Here is a 24,815-nt window from a genome sequence, read left to right on the forward strand (position 1 = left end):
GACCCGAGTAAGCGCTGAAGCGCGAACTCAGGTCGACAGCTTTGCATGGGACCCGAGTAAGCGCTGAAGCGCTAACTCGGGTCGACAAGGAGAGAGTCGTGAATATGTCCGCTGCAAACGAAGGCGAACTCGCCGGCCGGCATCTCGTGCTCGGCATGACCGGCGGCATCGCCTGCTACAAGATCGCCGAACTCACTCGCCTTCTGACCAAGGCCGGCGCCACCGTGCAGGTCGTCATGACCGAAGCCGCCGCGCAATTCATCACACCCGTGACCATGCAGGCGCTCTCCGGCCGCCCCGTCTACACAAGCCAGTGGGACGGCCGCGTGCCCAACAACATGGCGCACATCGACCTCTCGCGCGAAGCAGATGCCATCCTCATCGCGCCCGCCTCCACCGACTTTCTCGCCAAGCTGGCGCACGGATTCGCCGACGACCTGCTCTCCACGCTATGCGTCGCGCGCGACTGTCCGCTGCTCGTCGTGCCCGCGATGAACCGCCAAATGTGGCAAAACCCCGCCACGCAGCGCAACGTCGCGCAACTGCGCGCGGACGGCGTCGAAACGCTCGGCCCCGATTCCGGCCCGCAGGCGTGCGGCGAGATCGGCGACGGACGTATGCTCGAACCCGAAGCGATCTACGAAGCCATCGTCGCGTTCTTCGCGCCCAAGCTGCTCGCGGGCCGCCGCCTGCTCATCACCGCCGGCCCCACCTTCGAGCCGCTCGACCCCGTGCGCGGCATCACCAACCGTTCGAGCGGCAAGATGGGTTTCGCGCTCGCGCGCGCCGCGCAGCAGGCCGGCGCCGAAGTGCATCTGGTCGCCGGGCCGGTCGCGCTCGCCACGCCCTGGGGCGTGTACCGCGAGGACGTGCAAACGGCACAGCAGATGTACGACGCGGTGATGCGCGGCGCCGCCGACGCCGACGTGTTCATCGGCGTGGCGGCCGTGGCCGACTGGCGCGTGGATCACGTGGCCGAGCACAAGATCAAGAAGACGGCGGAGCAGCGCATGCCCGCCTTCGCCTTCGTCGAAAACCCCGACATTCTCGCCTCGGTCGCGGCCATGCCGAACCCGCCGTACTGCGTGGGGTTCGCGGCCGAAAGCGGCGACCTCGACGTGCACGGCGAAGAAAAGCGCGCGCGCAAGAAGGTGCCGCTTCTGATCGGCAATCTCGGACCGCTCACGTTCGGCCGCGACGACAACGAAGTCGTGCTGTTCGAAGCCGGCGGCCGCACGCCGCTGCCGCGCGCGCCCAAGGCGGCGCTCGCGCAAACGCTCATCGCCGAGATCGCGCGACGCCTGCCCGACACGAGCATCATTTCGTGACGTCGTCCGGCGCCTGAACGCGCCGGGCGACGCGCACGCCTCCCCGGAGCCGCCGCCATGACACTGCTATCCGTGCTGGACCAGTCGCCCGTGATCGACGGGCACACGGCGGCTGACGCCGTCGCCGCCACCGTCGAGCTCGCCCAGCTCGCCGACGACCTCGGCTACACGCGCTACTGGTGCGCGGAGCACCACGGCCTGCTCGGCGTCTGCAATCCCTGCCCCGAAGTCATGCTCGCGCGCCTCGGCAGCGTGACCAAACGCATCCGCATCGGCTCGGGCGGCGTCATGCTGCCCTACTACAGCCCGTTCAAGGTGGCCGAGCAATTCATGATGCTCGAAGCGCTGTTTCCGGGACGCGTCGATCTGGGCGTCGGGCGCGCCCCCGGCGGCGACATGCGCACGGCGCAAGCGGTCGCGCAAGGCGAATACAATCGCGGCGACCAGTTCGCGCAGCAGGTGCAGGATCTCGTCGGCTTGATGGACGGCACGCTGCCCGCCGATCATCTCGCCAGCGGCGTCGTGCTCCAGCCGCAAATCGCCACGCGGCCCGAGCTTTGGGTGCTCGGCTCCAGCGACTTCGGCGGCCTGCTCGCGGCGCAACTCGGGCTGCGCTTCGCGTTCGCGCATTTCATCAACGCGCATTTCGGCCATCTCGTCGCCAACGCGTATCGCGAGCGCTTTCAGCCCACGCGCGAAGCGAAGCCGTATCTCGCGTGCGCCGTGTTCGCGATTTGCGCCGATACCGAAGCCGAAGCCGCCGACCTCGAAAAGGCCGTCGACCTGCGCCGCGTGCAAATGGCTTACGGCCTCAACGCGCCGGTGCCCAGCCTCGAGCAAGGCCGCGCGCAGGAATACGGCGAACGCGAGCAAATCGTCATCGACCGCGAAAAACCGCGCAGCGTGATCGGCACGCCGGAAAGCGTGGCCGAACGCCTGCTCGACTTGCAGGAACGCTTTCAGGCCGACGAGCTGATCGTGCTGAGCGTCGCGGGCAGCTACCGGGCGCGGCTGCGCTCCTACGAACTTCTCGCCGAGGCCTTCCAGTTGCCTCGCTCAATCTAAACCCACACTTCCCATGAAAATCGACATCAAGATCCTCAACGAGCGCATGCGCGACCAGTTGCCCCATTACGCCACGCCGGGCAGCGCCGGCCTCGACCTGCGCGCGTGCCTCGAAGCGCCGCTCACCCTCGAACCGGGCGAAACGAAGCTGATCCCGACGGGCCTCGCGATCCACGTTGCCGATCCGGGCTACGCCGCGCTGATCCTGCCGCGTTCGGGACTCGGCCACAAGCACGGCATCGTGCTCGGCAATCTGGTCGGCCTGATCGACTCCGATTACCAGGGAGAACTGATGATTTCCACGTGGAATCGCGGCGCGACGACGTTCACGCTCAATCCGCTCGAACGGCTCGCGCAACTGGTGATCGTGCCGGTCGTGCAGGCGCAGTTCAATATCGTCGACGAATTTCCGGCAAGCGTTCGCGGCGCGGGCGGCTTCGGCAGCACGGGCAAGCATTGATTCGCCGATCCTTTGCCTGAACGAAAAAGCCTGCTGAAAAGCAGGCTTTTTTGCTTCTGACGTAGCGCGCTTCTCACGCCGACCTCACTCCGACCTCACTCCGACGCCACGCGTTTGCGATACCAAAGCGCGTACGCAATCACGAGCAGCACGAGAAACGCGACGCCGTAGGCAAGCGTCGTGCGAAACTCGCGCGTGAACGCCGTCCCCGCCAGAATGCCCAGCATCAGGGTGGCGCCCAGCACGCTCGTGAACGGAAAACCCCACATGCGGAACGTCAGCGGCTCGCGGCCTTCGCGCTGCTGGCGCACGCGGAAGAAAATCTGCGTGACGAAAATCATGAGCCAGGTGAACATCGCGCCGAACATGGCGATCGACATCATCAGCGTGAACGCCGCTTGCGGCCAGAGCGCGTTGAGCACCGCCGACACGGCAATACCGATGGTCGAAAGCGAGAGCGCCGCCGTGGGCACGCCCTGGCGCGTGAGGCGGCCGAACACGGCGGGCGCGTAACCCGCGCGCGAGAGGCTGAACATCATGCGCGTGGTGATATAGAGCTGGCTGTTCATCGCGGAAAGCGCGGCCACCAGCACGATGAAATTGATCGCGCCTGCCGCGTACGGCACGCCGGTTTCGGCCATCACCTTGACGAACGGGCTCTCGTTGCCGCCCGCTTCGGTCCACGGCACGATCGCGAGCATGAGCGCGAGCGTCAGCAGGTAAAAGAGCACGAGGCGCAGCACGGTCGCGCGAAACGCGCGCGTGACGGCGCGCGCCGGGTCCTGCGCTTCCGCAGCGGCCACGGCAATGGTTTCCACGCCGAGGTAGCTGAACAGCGAAACGATCGTGCCCACCCAAACGCCCCACCAGCCTTTCGGGAAGAAGCCGCCGTGCGCGCTGTAGTTGGCGACGCCCACGCCCGAGCTTGCCGGAGCGCGCCACACGAACCACGCGCCGAGCACGATGAACGCGACGATGGCCGCGATCTTCAGGCTCGAAAAGAGATATTCGATCGTGCCGTACGCGCGCACGCTCATCGCGTTCACGGCAATGAGCGCCGCCGAAAAACCGACGATCCAGTACAGCCCCGGCACCTGCGGAAACCAGAACTTCATGTAGACGGCGATGGCCGCGACTTCGGTGCCCACGGCCAGCACATAGGCCGACCAGTACGCATAGCGCACGAGAAACCCCGCGAGCGGCCCGATGTAGTGCTCCGCGTACGCGCCGAACGAGCCCGAGGTGGGATGCGCCACCGTCATCTCGGCGAGCGCGCCCATCAGCAGCAAGGCGATCAGCGCGCCGATGGCATACGAGACCAGCACGCCCGGCCCCGCGAAACCGATGGCAAACCCGCTGCCCAGAAACAAACCGGTGCCGACCGCGCCGCCAATGGCGATCATCGTCATTTGCCCGGCGGACAGCCCGCGGCGCAATCCTCTTTCACGCTCGACTATCGTCTCGAATGCGCCGGCTTCGAAGTTTCCCGCCTGAAGGTTGCCCGATTCACGTCGTACCACGATTCCACCCCTGCTTCATGCGAATACGGTCCCGCGGCGCGCGCGGATTCGCGCGCGAAGCATCCACGACTCGCGAGACAAACGCGCATTTTAACTTCCCCGCGAGGCGCAGACGAACGCCGGGCGACTCGCCCCCGCAGGTGACGCGCGGCGCGATTAGCACGCGAAGCCCGCACGCAAAGAAAAACGGCGCAGTCCCGAAAGACTGCGCCGTTTGCGTGCCGATCAGGCCGGCAGACTCAATCCACTTCCACCGCTTCCGGATTCGGATTGCGCGGCGGCGCCGAGTTCTCGTCGAACGTGAGCTGGATCTTGTCCTCCGCATCGACGTCCACGGTCACGCGGCCGCCGCTCATGAGCTTGCCGAACAGCAGTTCGTCGGCGAGCGCACGGCGGATCGTGTCCTGGATCAGGCGTTGCATCGGTCGCGCGCCCATGAGCGGGTCGAAGCCGTGCTTCGCGAGATGCTTGCGCAGCGCGTCGGTGAAAAGCGCGTCGACCTTCTTCTCGTGCAGTTGATCCTCGAGCTGCATGAGGAACTTGTCGACCACGCGCATGATGATTTCCTCATCGAGCGCACGGAAGCTGATCGTCGAATCGAGCCGGTTGCGGAACTCCGGCGTGAACAGGCGCTTGATGTCGGCCATTTCGTCGCCTTGCTCGCGGCGCGTGGTGAAACCGATCGTCGACTTGTTCATTGCCTCGGCGCCCGCGTTCGTCGTCATGATGATGATGACGTTGCGAAAATCCGCCTTGCGGCCGTTGTTGTCGGTCAGCGTGCCATGGTCCATCACTTGCAGCAGCACGTTGAAGATGTCCGGATGCGCCTTCTCGATTTCGTCGAGCAGCAGCACGCAGTGCGGCTTCTTCGTGACGGCTTCGGTGAGGAGGCCGCCCTGATCGAACCCGACATAACCCGGCGGCGCGCCGATCAAACGGCTCACCGCGTGACGCTCCATGTACTCGGACATGTCGAAGCGGATCAGCTCGATGCCGAGCGTGAACGCGAGTTGCCGCGCCACTTCGGTCTTGCCGACGCCCGTCGGGCCGGAGAACAGGAACGCGCCGATCGGCTTGTCGGTTTTGCCGAGACCCGCGCGCGCCATCTTGATCGAAGCGGAAAGCGCGTCGATGGCGGGGTCCTGGCCGAACACGACGGCCTTGAGGTCGCGGTCCAGCGTTTGCAGCTTGCTGCGGTCGTCCTGCGAGACGCTTTGCGCCGGCACGCGCGCGATCTTCGAAATGATCTCTTCGATCTCGCTCTTGCCGATGGTTTTCTTCTGCTTCGACTTCGGCAGAATGCGCTGCGCCGCGCCCGCTTCGTCGATCACGTCGATGGCCTTGTCCGGCAAGTGGCGATCCGTGATGAAACGCGCCGAGAGTTCAGCCGCCGCGTTGAGCGCGCCCGACGAATACTTCACGCCGTGATGCTCCTCGAAGCGCGACTTGAGACCGCGCAGGATCGCCACGGTCTGCTCGACCGTCGGCTCGATCACGTCGACCTTCTGGAAACGCCGCGACAGCGCCGCGTCTTTCTCGAAGATGCCGCGATACTCCGTGAACGTGGTCGCGCCGATGCACTTGAGCGTGCCCGACGAAAGCGCCGGCTTCAGCAGGTTGGACGCGTCGAGCGTGCCGCCCGAAGCGGCGCCCGCGCCGATCAGCGTATGGATTTCGTCGATGAACAGAATGGCGTGCGGACGCTCCTTCAGCTCCTTCAGCACCGTCTTGAGACGCTGCTCGAAGTCGCCGCGGTATTTCGTGCCCGCGAGCAGCGCGCCCATGTCGAGCGAATACACCTGCGCGTCGGCCAGAATGTCCGGCACTTCGCCGCGCGTGATGCGCCAGGCGAGCCCTTCCGCGATCGCGGTCTTGCCCACGCCGGCTTCGCCCACGAGCAGCGGATTGTTCTTGCGGCGGCGGCACAGCACCTGCACGACACGCTCGACTTCCATCTCCCGGCCGATGAGCGGGTCGATGCGGCCGTCCTTCGCCATCTGGTTCAGGTTCTGCGTGAACTGCGCGAGCGGCGTTTCCTTCTGGCCTGCCGCGTCTTCCGCCTCGGCGTTCGCGTCGCTGGCCTTGGCGGCTTCGCCGCTGCTCGTCTTCGCGATGCCGTGCGAAATGAAATTCACCACGTCCAGACGCGTCACGCCCTGCTGTTGCAGGTAGTAGACCGCATGCGAATCCTTCTCGCCGAAGATGGCGACGAGCACGTTCGCGCCCGTGACTTCCTTCTTGCCATTCGACGTGGACTGCACATGCATGATCGCGCGCTGGATCACACGCTGGAACCCGAGCGTCGGTTGGGTATCGACGTCATCCGTGCCGGGGACCGTGGGGGTGTTGTCGTGAATGAAGTTGCGCAAGTTCTGACGCAGGTCTTCGATATTGGCGGCACACGCGCGCAGCACTTCCGCCGCCGTTGGATTGTCCAACAGCGCCAGGAGCAGATGCTCTACTGTGATGAACTCGTGCCGCGCCTGACGTGCTTCCATGAACGCCATGTGCAGGCTGACTTCCAGTTCCTGGGCAATCATGCTTCCTCCATCACACACTGCAGCGGATGCCCGGCCTGCCGTGCGTGGGTAACGACTTGCTCAACCTTGGTCGACGCGATGTCCCGCGTATAGACCCCACAAACTCCCCTGCCCTCGCGATGCACCTTCAACATGATCTGCGTTGCGGTTTCGCGGTCCTTATTGAAATACTCCTGCACGACCATCACGACGAATTCCATCGGCGTGTAGTCGTCGTTCATCAGCACGACCTTGTACATGGAGGGCGGTTTGACCTTGTGCTCCTGCCGCTCCAGTACGGTTGAATCCTGCTTGTCCGGGATAATCGCCATACACCCATTCTAAACAACTCGGACAGGCCCGCAATCCTGCCGAAACCCGACCGGACAGCCGGCGAGTCCGGCGCTTTTCGCGCTGCGTCGTTGCCTAAGCAATTCACGCGCCTCCCAACCGTTCCGGTCCTGCCGACCGGCTGCGGGGCCGGTTCGCATCATGCTCTGAGCAGCTTTCACGCCACCGTTGAATCGAGTATCGCACAACCTTGGCGTCGCCGTGGAAAGCGACTGTAGGCGTCCGCACGCTCCATCTCAGATTTCGTGCTGCGGTGCATCCCATGTGCGTCGATTATGCGACTTTTCAAGATACCTCGCTCATTGGCGCGGGCATCGGAATGAAATCCATCGCGCACCTGCGGCCAGCCGCTGCGAAAAGCGGGAAAAACCCTGGAAATGCGCTCTTTACAACGCGTCGGAAGGCGTCTCAAAATATTCTTGACAGCGGAATAAAGAGCCTCAACAATCAAGCTGGCACTTTTTTCAACCGCCTCAAATTCGAAAAAATGCCGTTGGTGAGCTTGTGAGGAGGGGGCGATCGCGCCGCGATCGTTTAGCTTTTCGAACTGCTCGTGGTAGTGACATGAGTTACAGGGGAAGTAGGTATGGCAACCGGTACGGTCAAGTGGTTCAACGACGCGAAGGGTTTCGGGTTCATTACGCCGGACGAAGGCGGTGAGGACCTGTTCGCTCACTTTTCGGCCATTCAGATGAATGGTTTCAAGACCCTCAAAGAAGGTCAGAAGGTGAGCTTCGAGGTCGTGCAAGGCCCGAAGGGTAAACAGGCATCGAACATTCAGGCTGCCGCCTGATCCGTTCGGTACCCGTACCTTGGAAACCCGGCTCCGGCCGGGTTTCTTTTTTTGTGCGCGGCATCCGCGCTTTCATCGGCTTTTCATTGCCGGCGCGGTAGCGGTTTGCGCGTCTCGCTTGTGCGTTGCCGGCGCTCGCTTGCGCCACCATGCCGCGAGTTCACGTCACGCGCACGATGCCCATCATGCCGAGATCCTCGTGTTCGAGAATATGGCAATGGAACATGCGCTCGCCGGCATCGCGCTGAACGGTCGCGATGTGAACCGTCTCGCCGGGCCGCACGTTGACCGTGTCGCGCCACGCCAATAGCGGCTCCTCGCTCACGCTGCCGCCCTCCTCGCGCGCCAGCACCTGAAACTGCGTGCCGTGCAGATGGAACGGATGATCCATGTCCGTGCGATTCTCGATCGCCCATCGTTCCACTTCGCCGCGCCGGCTCGCGAACGTCACGCGCGCCGGATCGAAGGTCGCGCCGTTCACCATGAACTGCATGCCGCGGGGCATCGGCAGTGCGGACGCACCCGGCTGGTGCATCGCATGCATATCCATCGCCTCGCTGAATACCACGGTTTTGCGCGCGGTTTTCGCCGGCGCGTCAGCCGTCGTTTGCGCCGTCGAAACAAGGGGCGCGATCGTACGCAAACGCAATGGCAACGCTAGAGGTTCCGCTTTCGCGCCGCTCGCACCGCTGGCATCGTTCATTGCTTCCGTCGTGCGCGCGAATCGCACGGTCGCCAGCTTTTGCGTGGGCGTGGCGGGCAGGCTGCCGTGCGACATCGCCATCTTGCGGCGATCGTATTGCGCGGCCACGAGCGACACCTGCGACGCCGGCGCGCCGGCCGGTTGCGCACGCACGATCAGCTCGGCGCGCTCGCCCGGCGCAAGCAGCAGCGACGTGATGTTCTCGCGCGGCGCACCGAGCAGACCGCCGTCCGTGCCGACCTGCGCGAACGCGCGGCCGTCGTCGAACGCGAGTTGCAGATAGCGCGCGTTGCAGCCGTTCCACACTCGCCAGCGTTCGTCACCCGCGACTTCGATCAGCGGCTCGCGCGCACCGTTCAGGAGCACGAACTGACCTTCGCGGCCGTTCATCCAGTCCATCATGCTGTTGGCGGGAATCGTGCCGTCGGCGGCAAGCTTCAGATCGCTCACGAACAGATGACGCTCGGACCACGCGGCAAGCGGATCGTCCGCGGCGCGCACGACGATCGGCCCCGCCAGCCCGCGAAACACCTGCTCGGCGCTCAGCATGTGCGGATGCGGGTGATACCAGTAAGTGCCCGCGCTGCCGGCCGGCAAGGTGAACCGGTACACGCGCTGCTCGCCGGGCGCGACCATGTTCGACGGATTGCCGTCCTGATCGGGCGGCACGGGCAGGCCGTGCCAGTGAATCGTCGACGGCTGCGCGAGCCGGTTCGCAAACGTGATCTCGACCGTATCGCCTTCGCGCACGTCGATCATCGGACCGATGACGGGACCGGACGTATCGCCCGGCCCCGCTGCCGCGTCGTATTGCCAGAACGTGGTCGGCGCCGCGCCCGCGAGCAGCGCACGCGCGACGGGTTGCGCGACCAGCGTTGCGCGAAACCGGCCCGGCTCGCGGCTTTCGTTGGCGAGCGTGCGCAGCGCGGCGAGCGGCGCTTCGGCGGGCAACGCGTCGACGGCGGCTAACGGCGCCTGCGCCGGCATCGCGGCCGCCGGCGCCGGGGACATGCCCGGCATCGCTTGCATGCCGTGCATGGTTTCTCGCGGCGATTGCGCGAACGCCTCGCGCGCGAACCACGACGCCGCCGCGGCACTCATGGCGCGCGCCAAAAATTCTCTTCGTTTCATTGCTGGATTCCTCGATTCTCTTTCTGCCTGATCCGCCAGATCGCACGATGCGCATGCGATCCCTCGCTTCGCCGCGTGTTCTCGCGCGCGAAGTGCTGGGGATAAACCGGGCCGCGCCGCAAGACGCGGCCGCGATCAGACGATAGGAGGAGGGAGAGGCGGCGCGTGCGTGATGCCGGCGCGCAGCGCGACGTCCAGGCTGCCCGATGCCGCGCGGCCCGGCATGCGCATGTCGAACCCGAGGGTAGCCGGCAACGCGCCGCAATGGCCGCAACCGGCGGCGCAGCAACTTGCATGGCAGTTGCCGCTGTGCGAGCAGTTGCCGCCGTGCGAGCCGTGACCGGCATCGCCCGCCATCGCGCACGGCGCGCTTGTCATCGGCATGACGTGCGCGCCCGCAGTCTGCCGATGCGGCATCGACTCGCACGCCGACGCGCCGCGCACCGCAAAGAGCGCGAACAGGCAAACGACGAAGAAGCGGCACAGGAGCGTCATGCGGCGGAGAAAAAGCGCGGGCAGCGAAAGTGCCTGATGATAGCGCACAACGGTACATGAATCGTAACGGCCAATTTGCGCCGCGAGAAAATTAACTGATTCGGCATCCTGAATAACTGCCAAAAACAAAAACCCGGCGACCGTCGAGCCGCCGGGTTTTCAGGCAACGAAATTACATATTGTCGATCATGGTCTGACCGAAGCCGGAACACGAAACCTGCGTCGCGCCTTCCATCAAGCGCGCGAAGTCGTAGGTCACGCGTTTTTGCTGAATCGACTTTTCCATCGACTCGATGATGAGGTCCGCCGCTTCCGTCCAGCCGAGATGGCGCAGCATCATTTCCGCCGAAAGAATTTCCGAGCCCGGATTCACATAGTCCTTGCCCGCATATTTGGGCGCCGTGCCGTGCGTTGCCTCGAAAATCGCTACGGAATCCGAAAGATTCGCGCCCGGTGCGATACCCATGCCGCCCACTTGCGCCGCCGCCGCGTCGGAGATGTAGTCGCCGTTGAGGTTCAGCGTGGCGATCACGTCGTACTCCGCCGGGCGTTGCAGGATCTGCTGAAGGAACGCATCGGCGATCACGTCCTTCACGACGATATCGGCGCCCGTCCTGGGGTTCTTGATCTTCATCCACGGGCCGTCGTCGATGAGTTCCGCCGCGAATTCCTTCTGCGCCAGCGCGTAGCCGTAGTCGCGGAACGCGCCTTCCGTGAACTTCATGATGTTGCCCTTGTGGACGAGCGTGACCGAGCGGCGCTCGTTGTCGATCGCGTACTGGATCGCCTTGCGCACGAGCCGCTCCGAGCCTTCGCGCGACACCGGCTTCACGCCGATGCCCGAGGTTCCCGGGAAGCGGATTTTCGCGCCCATTTCCTCGCGCAGAAACGTGATGAGCTTCTTCGCGCCTTCCGACCCGGCGGGCCATTCGACACCCGCGTAGATGTCCTCGGAGTTCTCGCGGAAGATCACCATGTCGGTCTTTTCCGGCTCGCGCAGCGGCGAAGGCACGCCCTTGAAGTAACGCACCGGGCGCAGGCACACGTAGAGATCGAGCGTCTGGCGCAGCGTCACGTTGAGCGAGCGGATGCCGCCGCCCACCGGCGTCGTGAGCGGCCCCTTGATCGAGACCACGTATTCCTTCACCGCATCGAGCGTTTCCTCGGGCATCCACACGCTCGGTCCGTACACGCGCGTGGCCTTCTCGCCCGCGAAGATTTCCATCCAGTGAATCTTGCGCTTGCCGCCGTAGGCCTTCGCCACCGACGCATCGACCACCTTGATCATGACCGGCGTGATGTCGACGCCCGTGCCGTCGCCTTCGATAAACGGGATGATTGGCTGATCGGAGACGTTGAGCGAAAAATCCGCGTTGACGGTGATCTTTTCACCGCCGGTCGGAACCTTGATGTGCTGATACGGCATGATCGACTCCAATAAGGGCAAAGGCTGCGAAGGCGGACTGAAGAGGCAGGTCGGCGCTGCTCGGCGGTCTTGGGCGCGCGCGACGGGCCGTCCGCGTGTGATCTGGCCGCTATTCTAACCACGCTTTCCGCGCCGCGTGGCGGGCCTCCGCGCGAGCCGTCCCCGCTTTTGTGCCGCTTTTGTGTCGCCCTTATGCCACCCTTCTGCCGCGTTTATCCCGCTTTTGTCCCGCTTCTGTCCTGCTCATGTCCTATGTCCGCGCCACGTTTCGCCACTGCCCGAACCTCGCGCGCCCGCTCTCGGTGGCATCGGCCGAAAATGCTGCGTTGCGGCATCGCCGCCGCCGCGCGATGCCGGCTAAAACATCTCATATGTCATGGACAAGCGTTGAGCCGACGACGAACAACGCGCGATTCGCGCGGGATTTCGCGCCGGCTCCATGCTTTAAGATCACGCCCTCGCCTCCATCCCGTTTCACGCACGCCCCGGATTCCGCCATGCGCTTGATCGCCCTCAACAAACCGTTCGGCACGATCTGCCAGTTCTCGCCGCACGAAACGCGGCAGTCGCTCGCGGACTTCGTGAGCGTGCCGGGCGTTTATCCGGCGGGGCGGCTCGATTCCGACAGCGAAGGCCTGCTGCTGCTCACCGACGACGGCGCCTTGCAGGCGCGCATCGCCGAACCGCGCCGCAAGCTCGTGAAACGCTATTGGGCGCAAGTCGAAGGCGAACCCGATGCCGCCGCACTCGCGGCGCTCGAACGCGGCGTCGATCTCGGCGATTTCGTGACACAACCGTGTCGCGCGCAGGTCATCGCCGCGCCGGAAAACTTGTGGCCGCGCAATCCGCCGATTCGCTATCGCGCTTCGATTCCGACCGCGTGGGTCGAGATCGCCATCAGCGAAGGCAAGAACCGCCAGGTGCGGCGCATGACCGCCGCCATCGGCTATCCCACGCTGCGTCTCGTGCGGGTTTCGATCGGCGCGCTCGATATTTTTTCGTTGGGTCTCGCGCCCGGCGAAAGCCTGGACGTGCCCGCCGAAGCACCGTGGCAACGCGCGCCTCGTCGACACAAGTGACTGTCGCAGAAGCACTTTTTATTTTCTTCGCGACTTCTGCCGACGCCTTTTCGGCGGCGTGCGCGGCGCGAAAGCTTTCAGCGGCGCGCCATTGAAAAGCAAATGAGAAATTCGCGTCAACCGTCTTACGGGACCATGCGTTATTCGACGCAGATGCCGCAGAAGCTATCCGGCATTCAGCCTTCAGGGTCCTCGCAGTAATGCACGGTCCCGACCGCTGGCAGATGCGATTCGCCACTTCGAGCCGTTCTTGTCGAATTGACCGAATTTGACGTTCGCGACTGTCAACCGAAAGGTGGATGGCACGTTTACCGACCTGACTCCAATAACCGGGTCACTTGGTTAATTTACTCAAGCTGAGGATTCAAAACATGAACAAACTGATCGCTGCTCTGGTCGCTGGCCTCTTCGCATCGGCTGCTTTCGCACAAGCTTCGGCACCGGAAGCGGCTTCGGCTGCTCCGGCTGCTGCTGCATCGACGGCACATTCGACGGCACACAAGTCGTCGCACAAGAAGTCGCATAAGAAGTCGCACAAGAAGGCAGCCAAGGCTGAAGCCGCTTCGGCAGCTTCGGAGTAAGCTCGCTGTAAGACGCTTCGGGAAACGGCATTCACTGCCGCTTCTGTTGCGCGATAAAAGGCAGAACGCTGCAAGGCGTTCTGCCTTTTTGTTTATGCGCTCTTTTTGCGGTTGATTCGATTTCGCGCATTTTGACCTGCGTCATCCTGGTCGCGTAACATGCGCGCATTACTCTCAAGCAAGGAGTCTCTCGTGCGATTTTCACTGCGCCCGTTCATCGTGCGCTGCGCGCTCGCCGTCGCGATGCCGCTTGCCGCTTGCGCGGCCTTCACGTTCGCCACCGCCGCGACGTCGGGCGTCGCCCATGCACAGCAAATGCCGCCCGGCGCGAAACAGCCCGGCGAATTTCCGCGCGTGAAGCTCACGGCCGGCATGTTCGTGATCGACGCGGCCGTGGCCGCCAACGACGCCGACCGCGAACAAGGTCTGATGTACCGCACGCAACTCGCGCCGAACGAAGGCATGTTGTTCGTGTTCGGCGAGAACGCCGTGCATTGCTTCTGGATGAAGAACACGCTGATCCCGCTGTCGATCGCCTTCATGCGCGCCGACGGCACCGTGACCGACATCGACGAGATGGACGCCGAAACGACCAACAACCACTGCCCGCGCAACAACGGCACCTACGCGCTCGAAATGAGCAAGGGCTGGTTCACGTCGAAGGGCATCAAGCCCGGCACGAAGATTCAAGGCTTGCCGCCGCTGCAATAGCGCAATCGCCACGACGGCGCGCGCGCCGCGCGACGCATCGAGCCCTACGCCCGGCCGGCCCCGCTTTCACGCGGCGCCGGCTTTTTTCATGCGCGCGCCGCGCACGCGGGCAGACGCACAGCGCGCGCGCCTTCCTGCAAGGCCCGCGGCGGCGGCGCGCCAGCAAAAGCCGCGCGCAAGCGCTATCCTATTAAGTCTCGCACGGCGCGGCGCCCGTACGCCCGCTCGACTCCGACCCGGCTCGCCCGAACCGGACCGGTTCGGGCGAACGGGCTCGCGTCGTGCGGCGCATCGCGGGTCGCGCGCTGGCCGCGCCGCCCGTCAGCTTCCATGGCGCGTCATTCCAAGGAGATCACCGTGCCTCGCAAAACCCCCATCGAGCGCTATCGAAACATCGGGATCAGCGCTCACATCGATGCCGGCAAAACCACCACGACCGAACGCATCCTGTTCTACACCGGCGTGAACCACAAGCTCGGTGAAGTACACGACGGCGCGGCGACCATGGACTGGATGGAGCAGGAGCAGGAACGCGGCATCACGATCACGTCGGCGGCCACTACCGCGTTCTGGAAAGGCATGGCCGGCAATTATCCCGAACATCGCATCAACATCATCGACACGCCGGGGCACGTCGACTTCACGATCGAAGTCGAACGCTCGATGCGCGTGCTCGACGGCGCGTGCATGGTGTACGACTCGGTCGGCGGCGTGCAGCCGCAGTCGGAAACCGTATGGCGCCAGGCGAACAAGTACAAGGTGCCGCGCATCGCGTTCGTCAACAAGATGGACCGCGTCGGCGCGGACTTCTTCCGCGTGCAGCGGCAGATCGGCGAGCGCCTGAAGGGCGTGGCGGTGCCGATCCAGATTCCCGTGGGCGCCGAGGATCACTTCCAGGGCGTGGTCGATCTCGTGAAGATGAAGGCGATCGTCTGGGACGACGAGAGCCAGGGCGTGAAGTTCGAATACGCCGAGATTCCCGCGAATCTCGTCGAAACCGCGAAGGAGTGGCGCGAAAAGATGGTCGAAGCCGCCGCCGAAGCCGACGAAACGCTGCTCGAAAAATACCTCGACGATCACGAAAGCCTGACCGAAGAAGACATCAAGGGCGCGCTGCGCAAGCGCACCATCGCCAATGAAATCGTGCCGATGCTGTGCGGCAGCGCGTTCAAGAACAAGGGCGTGCAGGCGATGCTCGACGCCGTGATCGACTATCTGCCCTCGCCGGTCGACGTGCCCGCCATTCTTGGCCACGACCTCGACGACAAGGAAATCGAGCGCCACCCGAGCGACGAGGAGCCGTTCTCGGCGCTCGCCTTCAAGATCATGACGGATCCGTTCGTCGGCCAGTTGATCTTCTTCCGCGTTTATTCGGGCGTGGTGGAGTCGGGCGACACGGTGCTCAACGCGATCAAGGAAAAGCGCGAGCGCCTCGGCCGCATCCTCCAGATGCACGCGAACGAGCGCAAGGAAATCAAGGAAGTGCGCGCGGGCGACATCGCCGCCGCCGTGGGGCTGAAGGAAGCCACGACGGGCGACACGCTGTGCGACCCCGCGAACCCGATCGTGCTCGAACGCATGATCTTCCCGGAACCGGTGATCTCGCAGGCCGTCGAGCCCAAGACCAAGGCCGACCAGGAAAAGATGGGCATCGCGCTCAACCGGCTTGCGCAGGAAGATCCGTCGTTCCGCGTGCAGACGGACGAGGAATCCGGCCAGACCATCATCTCGGGCATGGGCGAGCTGCACCTCGAAATTCTCGTGGACCGCATGAAGCGCGAGTTCGGCGTGGAAGCGACCGTCGGCAAGCCGCAGGTCGCGTATCGCGAAACCGTGCGCAACAAGGTCGAGGACGTGGAAGGCAAGTTCGTCAAGCAGTCGGGCGGGCGCGGCCAGTACGGTCACGCGGTCATCACGCTCGAACCGCAGACGCCGGGCAAGGGCTACGAGTTCGTCGACGCGATCAAGGGCGGCGTGATTCCGCGCGAATTCATTCCCGCCGTCGACAAGGGCATCCAGGAAACGCTGAAGGCCGGCGTGCTCGCGGGCTATCCCGTGGTCGACACGAAGGTCACGCTCACGTTCGGCTCGTACCACGACGTCGACTCGAACGAAAACGCCTTCCGCATGGCCGGCTCGATGGCCTTCAAGGAAGCGATGCGCAAGGCGAGGCCGATCCTGCTCGAACCGATGATGGCGGTGGAAGTGGAAACGCCCGAGGACTTCATGGGCAACGTGATGGGCGACCTGTCGAGCCGACGCGGCATCGTGCAGGGCATGGAGGACATCGCTGGCGGCGGCGGCAAGCTCGTGCGCGCCGAAGTGCCGCTTTCGGAGATGTTCGGCTACTCCACTTCGCTGCGCTCGCTCACGCAAGGGCGCGCGACCTACACGATGGAGTTCAAGCACTACGCGGAAACGCCGCAGAACGTGGCCGAAGCGGTCATCAACGCCAAGACGAAGTAACGCCGGACGTCGTGACGAAAGTCATGACGATCGGCATGGCGCGGCACGAAGCCCGTCCTCGCGCGATGCGCCCCGGGGACGGGCTTTTTCATGCGCGCACGCCGCGAGGTGCAGCCGCAACCGCGATGCAGCACGATTTTTGGCCATGTCACAATGCGCCGGAAACACGAAGGAGACACGACGATGAGCGACGACCACGACCACGACCACGACCACGGCCACGGTCACGGTGATACGCCGGACTGGCGCGAAAACGGCGTGAAGGTCATACGCGGCGACCAGCTCGACGCGAACACCGCGCAAACGCCGGGCATGAATCGCGCGGCCGCCATCAACGCGGCCCGCGTGGGCGCCCAGAAAATCTGGGCCGGCACCGTGACGATCCATCCGAATGCCAAAACGGGCGCGCATCATCACGGCGCGCTCGAAAGCGTGATCTACGTCGTGCGCGGCCACGCGCGCATGCGCTGGGGCGAGCATCTGGAGTTCACGGCCGAAGCCGGGCCCGGCGACTTCATCTTCGTGCCGCCCTACGTGCCGCACCAGGAGATCAACGCAAGCACCGACGACCCGCTCGAATGCGTGCTCGTGCGCAGCGACAACGAGGCCGTCGTGGTGAATCTCAACATCGACGCCGTGGAAGCGCCCGAAACCGTGTACTGGGTCGATCCGATCCACCATCATCCTCACGATCACTGAGTCTCTTTTCCCGCGCTACCGCCACGCTTCATCCATGACGACACCCGCCCCGCTGCGCGCCCGCCTGATTCCGCTGTACGCCGCACTCATTGCCGCCAATCTCGGCGCGTGGGCGTGGGCGCTGATCGCGTTTCGCCACTACCCGCTCCTGCTCGGCACCGCGCTGCTCGCGTACGGCTTCGGCCTGCGCCACGCCGTGGACGCCGATCACATCGCCGCCATCGACGCCGTCACGCGCAAGCTCATGCAGCAAGGCGAGCGGCCGCTCGGCGTGGGGCTCGCGTTCTCGCTCGGGCATTCCACCATCGTGATCGTGGCGACGCTCGGCATCGCGCTCACGGCGCTCTCGCTGCACGGCCGCTTCGAGCAGTTTCATGCGATCGGCTCGACGCTCGGCACGCTGGTGTCGTCCACGTTTCTGCTCGTGCTCGCGGGCGTGAATCTCGTGATCCTGCGCGACGTGTGGGCGCGCTACCGCCGCGCCCAACACGGCGACGACGCGGCGCTCGCCGCCGCGGCCCACGCGAGCGCGCCCGCCGGCCTGTTCTCGCGCGCGCTGCGGCCGCTCTTTTCGCTCGTCACGAAAAGCTGGCACATGTACCCCGTGGGCGTGCTGTTCGGACTCGGCTTCGACACGGCCACGGAAATCGGCCTGCTCGCCATCGCCGCGGCCGAAGCGGGCAAGGGCTTGCCGATCTATTCGATTCTCGTGTTTCCCGCGCTGTTCACGGCGGGCATGACGCTCGTCGATTCCACCGACAACGTGCTGATGGTCCACGCCTACGGCTGGGCCATGGACGACCCCAAGCGCAAGCTCTACTACAACGCGAGCATCACGTTCGTCTCGGCGCTCGTGGCGATCGTGATCGGCGGCGTGGAAGCGCTCGGCCTCGTCGCCGACAGGCTCGGCGCGAGCGGCGGCGCGTGGACGCTCGTGGCGGCCGCGAACGCGCGCTTCGGCGAGATCGGCTACGGCGTGGTCGCCCTGTTCATCGCGTGCTGGATCGGCTCGGTGCTGTTCCATCGCTGGAAGCGGCCCGCGCTGGCGCGCTGAGCGGCGCCGTTTTTCGCGGACGAATTCATCGCCGTTTTTCTCGGGCGGCGCGACTTCCGATATGTCTCGCGCCCACGCACCTGCGCACCATGAGCGCCCGCGCACAACCCTGCGAAACCCTGAGCCTCACCGGCAGCAAGCCTTGCGCGGGCGAAAGCGCATAAACTAGGCGGATCGTCCCAACTTCGCCGCCTTGTTCGTTCGCGGCGCCGCACGCCGCCGTCGCGCGCTTTCCTCGCCGGAACCGCGCGTCCCCAACACGGAAAAACGCACGGAAATCCGCACCGATGAAACGTTCGCAGTTCACGCAGCAACTTTTCCAGTCGTCACGCGCGCGCGCCTCTTCTCCCGCTTGTTTCGCCGATACGCCGCGCCCGCAGGACCGCGCGGCCCATGAAGCCGGCCATCACGCCATCGACGAATTCGCCGCCGGACGCCTCTCGCGCCGCGAGCTGCTGCGCTACGCGAGCGTGCTCGGCCTCGGCGCCGCGCTGCCCGGCATGGCCGCCGTCGCGGGCCTCGCATTGCCGCGCGCCGCGCGGGCGCAAAGCGCCGCGAAGCCCGGCAACCAGACGATCCGCATCGCGCATCTGATGCCGGCGGCCGCCGTCGATCCGCTCACCGTCACCGACGCGGGCGCGCTCTGCCTGCTGAACCAGACCGGCGAATTCCTCGCCAACGACGACGAGCACGGCCGGCTTCAGCCCGCGCTCGCGCTCTCGTGGCAGCCCAACGCGAAAGCGGACGTCTGGACGTTCAAGCTGCGCCCCAACGTGAAATTCCACGACGGCCAGCCGTTCGGCGCGAAGGACGTGGTGGCCACGTTCGATCGCCTCGCCGATCCCGCGAGCGGCTCGGCGGCGCTCTCGGTGCTCAAGGGCGTGCTTTCGAAAGGCGGCGCGAAGGCCGTGGACGATCGCACCGTCGCGTTCCATCTGGACGCGCCCAACGGCAACTTCCCGTACTACGTTTCCTCGGACAACTACAACGCCGTGATCCTGCCCGCGAACTACGCGGGCAACTACGAAAAGAGCTTTATCGGCACCGGCGCGTTCAAGCTGGAGCGCTACGAAACGCGGCGCGGCGCGAGCTTCGTGCGCAATCCCGACTACTGGGGCGACAAGGCCCTGCCCGCGCGGCTCGAATTCGCGTTCTACGCCGACGAACAAGCGCAATTGCTCGCGCTGCAAGGCCATCAGGCCGACGTGATGGGCACCTTCACCGTGCAGGGCGGCATCGGCGTGCTCAACAATCCCGACTTCAAGGTGATCGGCGTGCGCTCGGCCGCGCATCGGCAGATCCACATGCGCAACGACGTGCCCGCGTTCAGGGACAAGCGCGTGCGCCAGGCGCTGGCGCTCTCGCTCGACCGCGACGTGCTGGTGCGCGGTCTGTTCAAGGGCCGCGCCGTGGTGGGCAACGACAGCCCGTTCGCGCCCATTTTCCCGTCGACGGCGACCACCGTGCCGCAACGCAGGATCGACGTCGCGAAGGCGCGCCAACTGCTCGCGCAGGCCGGTGTGGCGAACGGCTTCGACGTCACGCTCACCACCGAAAAGTTCATGGAGCTGCCCGATCTCGCCGTGGTCGTGCAAAACGCGGCGAAGGCGATCGGCGTGCGCATCACGCTCAAGGTGGAAAGCCAGTCGCAATACTACGGCGCGGGCACCTTCGGCAAGTCGGACTGGCTCGATTCGCCGCTCGGCATCACCGACTACGGGCATCGCGGCGTGCCCAATCCGTTCCTCAACGCGCCGCTCACCTCGGGCGGCACGTGGAATGCTGCGCACTTTCGCAACCCGCAGTACGACAAGCTGGTCGCGCAGTTCGCGGCCACGCTCGACGTGGCCGCGCAAAAACAGGTGGCGGCGCAGATAGAGACGCTGCTGCTCGACGAAACGCCCGTGATCATCCCGTACTTCTACGACCAGTTGATCGCGCAGCGCGCCGTGCTTTCGGGCGTGCGCTTCACGGCGCTCGCCCAGCTCTATTTCGATCGCGCGACGCTCGCCGCCTGATCCGGGCGCGCGAGCCAGCACGACATCGCAGCGAAACGAAACACGACGACGCGAAGCAAAACGGAGGTCCGAGTCCGATGGCCACGCCGATCCCGCGAACCCGCGCCGCGCCGAATGCGCAAAATGCGCCGAACGTGCCGAATATGCCGAAGGCACCCGACGCCGCGCCCGACGGCGGCCGCGCCGGCGCCTATGCCGGCATCGCGCGCTTTCTCGGCGTGCGCGCCGCGTGGGCGATCTTCACGCTCTGGCTGCTTTCCGTGCTGGTGTTCGCGGGCGGCCAGTTGCTGCCCGGCGACATCGGCCGCGCGGTGCTCGGGCCGCTCGCCGACGCGCGCGCGGTTGCCGCGCTCAATCATCAACTGGGCGCCGACCGACCGCTCGCCGACCAATACGTTTCGTGGATCGCGCACGCGCTGCGCGGCGACTTCGGCATCTCGTGGACCTACAAGCAGCCCGTCGCCGCGTTCGTGGGCGACGCGCTCCTGCAATCGGCGAAACTGGGCGTGCTCGCGTTCGTGATCGTGGTGCCGCTCGGCATCGCGGGCGGCGTGTGGGCCGCGCTGCACGAAGGCCGCGCGCTCGATCGCGCGATCAGCACGGGCGGATTGTGCGCGAGCGCGGTGCCCGAATTCGTTTCGTCGATCGTGCTGATCCTGATCTTCGGCGTGTGGCTGCGCTGGCTGCCGATCGAAGCCGTCGCGCCGCCCGGCGCGGGCGCGCTGCAAACGCTGCGGCATCTCGCACTGCCCGTGCTGCCGCTCGTGCTCGTGTTCTTCGGCTATCTCGCGCGCATCGCGCGCGCGGGCACCATCGTCGCGCTCGACGCCGACTACACGCGCACCGCGATTCTCAAGGGCTTGCCGCGCCGCGTGGTGATCTGGCGTCACGTGCTGCGCAATGCGTTGCTGCCGAGCGTGACGGTCGCGGCCACGCAGCTCGGCTATCTGATCGGCGGGCTCGTGGTGGTGGAGTCGCTGTTCCGTTATCCGGGCGTCGGCTCGCTCATCTACAACGCGGCGAAGGCGAAGGATTTTCCGCTGCTCGAAGCGGGCGTGCTGACCGTGGGCGCGGTGTACACGCTCGCCAATCTCGCCGCCGACGCGCTGCATGCGCTGCTCGATCCGCGCCTGCGCAACCCGGGAGGCGCATGAGCGACACCGCAACCGACACCGCAACCGCGCCCCTCGCCGCCGATGCCGAAGCGCCCGCCGACACGCGCGTGCGCGACGCGCTGCATTTGCTGCTGCGCTCGCCCTCGTTCGTCGTGGGCGCGCTCATCGTGCTCGGCTGGATCGTCTGCGCGCTCGCCGGAACGTGGCTCGCGCCGCAAGACGCCTACGCGTCCGACCCGCTCGGCTCGCTCCTGCCGCCCGACCGCGCGCACTGGTTCGGCACCGACCAGTTGGGCCGCGACATCTGTTCGCGCGTGATCGTGGGCGCGCGCGACATTCTCACGATCGCGCCGCTCGCCACGCTCGTGGGCACCGTCGCGGGCGCGGCGCTCGGCCTCGTCACCGGCTATTTCGAGGGCTTTTTCGGCACGCTGGTCGCGCGCACGCTCGACGCCGTGCTCGCGCTGCCGCTCGTGATCGTCGCGCTGCTCGTGCTCGCGGCCGTGGGCGCGTCGAATCTCGCGGTGATCCTCGTGATCGGCATCACCTTCGCGCCGCTGATCGCGCGCACCGTGCGCGCGGCCGTGCTCGCCGAGCGCCACCTCGACTACGTGGCGGCGGCGCAGTTGCGCGGCGCGAACGCGCTCACGGTGATGTTCGCGGAAATCCTGCCGAACGTGTGGCCGCCGATCATCGTCGAAGCGACCGTGCGGCTCGGCTACGCGATCTTCGCGGTGGCGACGCTCTCGTTTCTCGGCTTCGGCATCCAGCCGCCTTCTGCCGACTGGGGCCTCGCGCTCGCCGAGTCGTACACGCTGCTCGCGGGCGGCGCGTGGTGGACCGTGGCGTTCGACGCACTCGCCATCGCCTCGCTCGTGGTGGCCGTGAATCTGATCGCCGACAGCTTGCGCGAGGTACTCCAGACGTGAACGCATCGCCGCACTCCCACGCCGCGCCTTCCTCGCGCCCCGCCCTCGCGACCTTTGCCGCGCCGCGCGACGACGACGCGCTCGCGCTCGTCGGGCTCACCGTGGCGTACCGCGTGCGCGGCCGCGACCGCGACGTACTCACCGACGTGTCGCTGCGCATCCGGCGCGGCGAATCGTACGGGCTGGTGGGCGAATCGGGCTGCGGCAAGTCGACGGTCGCGCTCGCGGCGCTGCGCTACCTCGCGCGCAACGGCCGCGTGAAAGCCGGGCGCATCCAGATCGCCGGCGACGACGTGCTCGCGCTCGACGCCGACGGCTTGCGCACGCTGCGCGCGCATGCCGTTTCGATGGTCTATCAGGACCCGGCGGGCGCACTCAACCCCACGCTCACGATCGCGCGCCAGCTCGACGAAGCGTTCGAAGCGGCCGGCGCGAGCGAAAGCGAGGCGCGCGCGCGCTCGCACGCGATGCTGGAACGCGTGCGCATCGCCGATCCGGGCCGCGTGCTCGGGAGCTATCCGCATCAGTTGTCGGGCGGCATGCAGCAGCGCGTGGTGATCGCGATGGCGCTCGCCTCGAATCCCGCGCTGCTGATCCTGGACGAGCCGACCACGGGCCTCGACGTCACCGTGGAAGCCGAAGTGCTCGACCTGATCGCGAAGCTGCGCGCCGAACTCGGCATGGCGGTGCTGCTCATCAGCCACGATCTCGCCGTGATCGGCCGCATGTGCGACCGCGTGGGCGTGCTTTACGCCGGGCGGCTCGTGGAGGAAGGCGCGACGCGCGACGTGTTCGAGCGCGCGCGGCATCCGTACACGGTCGGCCTGCTGCGCTGCCTGCCCGCCAACGGGCGCAACAAGCATGCGGGCGCGCTCGACACGATTCCCGGCGAACTGCCCGCGCCGGGCGCGCATCTGCACGGCTGCGTGTACGCGCCGCGCTGCCGTCTCGCCGACGCGCGCTGCCGCGAGCAAGCGCCGCCGCCGCATCGCATGATGTCGGCGCACGGCGAGCAGATGGCGCGCTGCCACTATCACGAGCGCGCGATCGAATTGCCGTTGGCCGCTTCGGCCGCTTCGGCCGCCGATGCCGATGCCGATGCCGATGCCGATGCCGATGCGCACGCCGATGCGCGAGGCGCGCCGCAAGAAAAGGCGGCGCGCGTGGTGCTGCGCGCCGTCGACGTCTCGCGCACCTTCGGGCGCGGCGCGCAGGCCGTGCGCGCGCTCGACGGCGTGTCGATCGAATTGCATGCGGGCGAAACGCTCGGCCTCGTCGGCGAATCGGGCAGCGGCAAGACCACGCTCGCGCGCCTGCTGCTCGGCTTGCAGCAGCCCGACGCGGGCGGCGAAATCGAACTCGACGGCCAGCTTCTGCATGCGCGCGTCGCGCGCCGCGAGGCCAGCCAGCGCGCCGCCCTGCGCGTGGTGTTTCAGCATCCCGACGCGTCGCTGAACCGCGCGCTCAGCGTGAGGCGCCTCGTCTCGCGCGCGCTCGCGCCGAACGCCGCAACGCGCCCGCGCGCCGCGGCCAACGACGCCCGCGACGCGACACATGAGGCGGCGCACGATGCAGCGCATGACGCGCCCAGCGAGGACACGCGTATCGGCGCGCTTCTGGAAGCCGTTCGCGTGCCCGCGCGCTATCTGGCGGCGCGCGCGCGTCAGCTATCGGGCGGCCTCAAGCAGCGCGTGGCGATCGCGCAGGCGTTCGCGGGCGCGCCGCGCGTGGTGATCTGCGACGAACCGACTTCGGCGCTCGACGTTTCGGTGCAAGCGGCCATTCTCAACCTGCTCGCGCGCCTGCAACGCGAGCGCGACGTGAGCTATCTCTTCATCTCGCACGATCTCGACGTCGTGCGTTATCTCGCCGACCGCATCGCGGTGCTTTACGCGGGACGCGTGGTCGAAAGCGGGCCGGCGGCCGCCGTGTTCGAGGGTCCGTGGCATCCGTACACGGAAACGCTGCTCGCGGCGCGTGCGGGAGGCGCGAACGCCGACGCCGACATCGACATCGACATCGACATCGACATCGGCAATGCGACGCCTGCGCCGCGCACGACCCGCGGCTGCATCTTCAGCGCGCGCTGCCCGCGCAAGCTGGGCGCGATCTGCGACGACGAAGCACCGCCGCTCGCCGACGCGGGCGACGGCCATCGCATCCTTTGCCATATCCCCGTCGAAACCCTGCGCGCCGAACAACGCGCGGGAGAGGCTGCGTCACGGGACGATTGAGAGGTTGGCGGGGGTGTTGTGTTTGTTGTGTTTGTCGCTGCATCGGCGCAATTCGTTGTTGCGGTTCGTTGTTGCGGTTCGTTGTTGCGGTTCGGTGTTGCAGTTCGGTGTTGCAGTTCGGTGTTGCAGTTCGGTGTT

At 66.0% G+C, this 24,815-nt stretch carries 21 protein-coding genes; 15 read left to right on the forward strand and 6 right to left on the reverse strand.

Features of this window, described 5'->3' with window-relative positions; all coding sequences use genetic code 11:
- Window positions 1-104: 104 nt before the first annotated feature.
- From coaBC to dut, 3 genes are read left to right on the forward strand one after another with little or no spacing between them, the layout of a single operon-like run.
- Window positions 105-1,328 carry a bifunctional phosphopantothenoylcysteine decarboxylase/phosphopantothenate--cysteine ligase CoaBC gene (gene coaBC / locus U5805_RS20335; RefSeq protein ID WP_322105313.1) on the forward strand — a complete coding sequence of 408 codons (1,224 nt, stop codon included), beginning with the start codon at window positions 105-107 and terminating at the stop codon, window positions 1,326-1,328.
- A 57-nt stretch (window positions 1,329-1,385) separates the two neighbouring features.
- Window positions 1,386-2,393, forward strand: a complete 1,008-nt coding sequence (locus U5805_RS20340) for an LLM class flavin-dependent oxidoreductase (RefSeq protein WP_322105292.1) — start codon at window positions 1,386-1,388, stop codon at window positions 2,391-2,393.
- A 13-nt stretch (window positions 2,394-2,406) separates the two neighbouring features.
- The gene (gene dut / locus U5805_RS20345; RefSeq protein ID WP_322105293.1) at window positions 2,407-2,853 is read left to right on the forward strand and encodes a dUTP diphosphatase; all 447 of its coding nucleotides are present in this window, start codon (window positions 2,407-2,409) and stop codon (window positions 2,851-2,853) included.
- Between the two features lie 95 nt (window positions 2,854-2,948).
- On the opposite strand, the gene U5805_RS20350 is transcribed toward dut, so the two are convergent.
- The 3 genes from U5805_RS20350 to clpS all read right to left on the reverse strand — a co-directional run bounded on the left by U5805_RS20350 (window position 2,949) and on the right by clpS (window position 7,224).
- Entirely contained in the window at window positions 2,949-4,373 is a 1,425-nt protein-coding gene (locus tag U5805_RS20350; RefSeq protein ID WP_322105294.1) for an amino acid permease, read from the reverse strand.
- A gap of 239 nt (window positions 4,374-4,612) precedes the next feature.
- On the reverse strand, window positions 4,613-6,913 hold the full coding sequence (gene clpA / locus U5805_RS20355) for an ATP-dependent Clp protease ATP-binding subunit ClpA (RefSeq protein ID WP_322105295.1): 2,301 nt from the start codon (window positions 6,911-6,913) through the stop codon (window positions 4,613-4,615).
- Window positions 6,910-7,224 (reverse strand): ATP-dependent Clp protease adapter ClpS, encoded by a 315-nt coding sequence (gene clpS, locus U5805_RS20360; protein WP_027817520.1) that lies wholly within the window; start codon window positions 7,222-7,224, stop codon window positions 6,910-6,912. The genes clpA and clpS overlap by 4 nt, the downstream gene beginning before the upstream one ends.
- 281 nt (window positions 7,225-7,505) lie before the next feature.
- On the opposite strand from clpS, the gene U5805_RS20365 reads away from it, so the two are divergent.
- Together U5805_RS20365 and cspD are read left to right on the forward strand one after the other, a co-directional pair.
- A complete protein-coding gene (locus U5805_RS20365; protein WP_322105296.1) occupies window positions 7,506-7,751 on the forward strand; it encodes a hypothetical protein in 246 nt (81 codons plus the stop codon).
- A 78-nt stretch (window positions 7,752-7,829) separates the two neighbouring features.
- Window positions 7,830-8,036: a cold shock domain-containing protein CspD gene (cspD, locus tag U5805_RS20370; protein ID WP_017776809.1), complete on the forward strand. Its 207-nt coding sequence runs from the start codon at window positions 7,830-7,832 to the stop codon at window positions 8,034-8,036.
- A 160-nt stretch (window positions 8,037-8,196) separates the two neighbouring features.
- On the opposite strand, the gene U5805_RS20375 is transcribed toward cspD, so the two are convergent.
- The 3 genes from U5805_RS20375 to icd all read right to left on the reverse strand — a co-directional run bounded on the left by U5805_RS20375 (window position 8,197) and on the right by icd (window position 11,791).
- Entirely contained in the window at window positions 8,197-9,870 is a 1,674-nt protein-coding gene (locus U5805_RS20375) for a multicopper oxidase family protein (protein ID WP_322105297.1), read from the reverse strand.
- Window positions 9,871-10,005: 135 nt separating this feature from the next.
- Window positions 10,006-10,413 (reverse strand): hypothetical protein, encoded by a 408-nt coding sequence (locus U5805_RS20380; protein WP_322105298.1) that lies wholly within the window; start codon window positions 10,411-10,413, stop codon window positions 10,006-10,008.
- Between the two features lie 124 nt (window positions 10,414-10,537).
- Window positions 10,538-11,791, reverse strand: coding sequence for an NADP-dependent isocitrate dehydrogenase (gene icd, locus U5805_RS20385; protein WP_322105299.1), 1,254 nt, complete (start codon window positions 11,789-11,791; stop codon window positions 10,538-10,540).
- Window positions 11,792-12,288: 497 nt separating this feature from the next.
- Here icd and U5805_RS20390 point away from each other — a divergent pair, with 497 nt between their 5' ends.
- The 10 genes from U5805_RS20390 (at window position 12,289) to U5805_RS20435 (ending at window position 24,677) form a co-directional block, all read left to right on the forward strand.
- Complete coding sequence (locus U5805_RS20390) at window positions 12,289-12,870, forward strand: pseudouridine synthase (RefSeq protein WP_322105300.1); 582 nt, start codon at window positions 12,289-12,291, stop codon at window positions 12,868-12,870.
- Window positions 12,871-13,241: 371 nt separating this feature from the next.
- Window positions 13,242-13,451 (forward strand): hypothetical protein, encoded by a 210-nt coding sequence (locus tag U5805_RS20395; RefSeq protein WP_322105301.1) that lies wholly within the window; start codon window positions 13,242-13,244, stop codon window positions 13,449-13,451.
- Between the two features lie 192 nt (window positions 13,452-13,643).
- Window positions 13,644-14,162 (forward strand): DUF192 domain-containing protein, encoded by a 519-nt coding sequence (locus U5805_RS20400; protein WP_322105302.1) that lies wholly within the window; start codon window positions 13,644-13,646, stop codon window positions 14,160-14,162.
- A gap of 357 nt (window positions 14,163-14,519) precedes the next feature.
- Window positions 14,520-16,628 (forward strand): elongation factor G, encoded by a 2,109-nt coding sequence (gene fusA, locus U5805_RS20405; protein WP_322105303.1) that lies wholly within the window; start codon window positions 14,520-14,522, stop codon window positions 16,626-16,628.
- Window positions 16,629-16,811: 183 nt separating this feature from the next.
- Window positions 16,812-17,327, forward strand: a complete 516-nt coding sequence (locus U5805_RS20410) for a cupin domain-containing protein (protein ID WP_322105304.1) — start codon at window positions 16,812-16,814, stop codon at window positions 17,325-17,327.
- A 34-nt stretch (window positions 17,328-17,361) separates the two neighbouring features.
- Window positions 17,362-18,381, forward strand: coding sequence for a HoxN/HupN/NixA family nickel/cobalt transporter (locus tag U5805_RS20415; RefSeq protein ID WP_322105305.1), 1,020 nt, complete (start codon window positions 17,362-17,364; stop codon window positions 18,379-18,381).
- Window positions 18,382-18,668: 287 nt separating this feature from the next.
- Window positions 18,669-20,399 carry an ABC transporter substrate-binding protein gene (locus U5805_RS20420; RefSeq protein WP_322105306.1) on the forward strand — a complete coding sequence of 577 codons (1,731 nt, stop codon included), beginning with the start codon at window positions 18,669-18,671 and terminating at the stop codon, window positions 20,397-20,399.
- A gap of 143 nt (window positions 20,400-20,542) precedes the next feature.
- On the forward strand, window positions 20,543-21,553 hold the full coding sequence (locus U5805_RS20425) for an ABC transporter permease (protein WP_322105307.1): 1,011 nt from the start codon (window positions 20,543-20,545) through the stop codon (window positions 21,551-21,553).
- Window positions 21,550-22,443, forward strand: coding sequence for an ABC transporter permease (locus tag U5805_RS20430; protein ID WP_322105308.1), 894 nt, complete (start codon window positions 21,550-21,552; stop codon window positions 22,441-22,443). Before U5805_RS20425 ends, U5805_RS20430 begins: the two co-directional genes overlap by 4 nt.
- Entirely contained in the window at window positions 22,440-24,677 is a 2,238-nt protein-coding gene (locus tag U5805_RS20435; protein WP_322105309.1) for an ABC transporter ATP-binding protein, read from the forward strand. Before U5805_RS20430 ends, U5805_RS20435 begins: the two co-directional genes overlap by 4 nt.
- The last annotated feature ends 138 nt before the right edge of the window (window positions 24,678-24,815 follow it).

This window comes from Paraburkholderia sp. J41 (genome assembly GCF_905220235.1).
Taxonomy (GTDB): Bacteria; Pseudomonadota; Gammaproteobacteria; order Burkholderiales; family Burkholderiaceae; genus Paraburkholderia.

Bases quoted from the DNA above. Each gene is read 5' to 3' on its own strand.
- coaBC (WP_322105313.1), top strand. From the start codon at position 105: ATGTCCGCTGCAAACGAAGGCGAACTCGCCGGCCGGCATCTCGTGCTC.
- U5805_RS20340 (WP_322105292.1), top strand. From the start codon at position 1,386: ATGACACTGCTATCCGTGCTGGACCAGTCGCCCGTGATCGACGGGCAC.
- dut (WP_322105293.1), top strand. From the start codon at position 2,407: ATGAAAATCGACATCAAGATCCTCAACGAGCGCATGCGCGACCAGTTG.
- clpA (WP_322105295.1), bottom strand. From the start codon at position 6,913: ATGATTGCCCAGGAACTGGAAGTCAGCCTGCACATGGCGTTCATGGAA.
- clpS (WP_027817520.1), bottom strand. From the start codon at position 7,224: ATGGCGATTATCCCGGACAAGCAGGATTCAACCGTACTGGAGCGGCAG.
- U5805_RS20365 (WP_322105296.1), top strand. From the start codon at position 7,506: ATGTGCGTCGATTATGCGACTTTTCAAGATACCTCGCTCATTGGCGCG.
- cspD (WP_017776809.1), top strand. From the start codon at position 7,830: ATGGCAACCGGTACGGTCAAGTGGTTCAACGACGCGAAGGGTTTCGGG.
- U5805_RS20375 (WP_322105297.1), bottom strand. From the start codon at position 9,870: ATGAAACGAAGAGAATTTTTGGCGCGCGCCATGAGTGCCGCGGCGGCG.
- icd (WP_322105299.1), bottom strand. From the start codon at position 11,791: ATGCCGTATCAGCACATCAAGGTTCCGACCGGCGGTGAAAAGATCACC.
- U5805_RS20390 (WP_322105300.1), top strand. From the start codon at position 12,289: ATGCGCTTGATCGCCCTCAACAAACCGTTCGGCACGATCTGCCAGTTC.
- U5805_RS20395 (WP_322105301.1), top strand. From the start codon at position 13,242: ATGAACAAACTGATCGCTGCTCTGGTCGCTGGCCTCTTCGCATCGGCT.
- U5805_RS20410 (WP_322105304.1), top strand. From the start codon at position 16,812: ATGAGCGACGACCACGACCACGACCACGACCACGGCCACGGTCACGGT.
- U5805_RS20415 (WP_322105305.1), top strand. From the start codon at position 17,362: ATGACGACACCCGCCCCGCTGCGCGCCCGCCTGATTCCGCTGTACGCC.
- U5805_RS20420 (WP_322105306.1), top strand. From the start codon at position 18,669: ATGAAACGTTCGCAGTTCACGCAGCAACTTTTCCAGTCGTCACGCGCG.
- U5805_RS20425 (WP_322105307.1), top strand. From the start codon at position 20,543: ATGCCGAAGGCACCCGACGCCGCGCCCGACGGCGGCCGCGCCGGCGCC.
- U5805_RS20430 (WP_322105308.1), top strand. From the start codon at position 21,550: ATGAGCGACACCGCAACCGACACCGCAACCGCGCCCCTCGCCGCCGAT.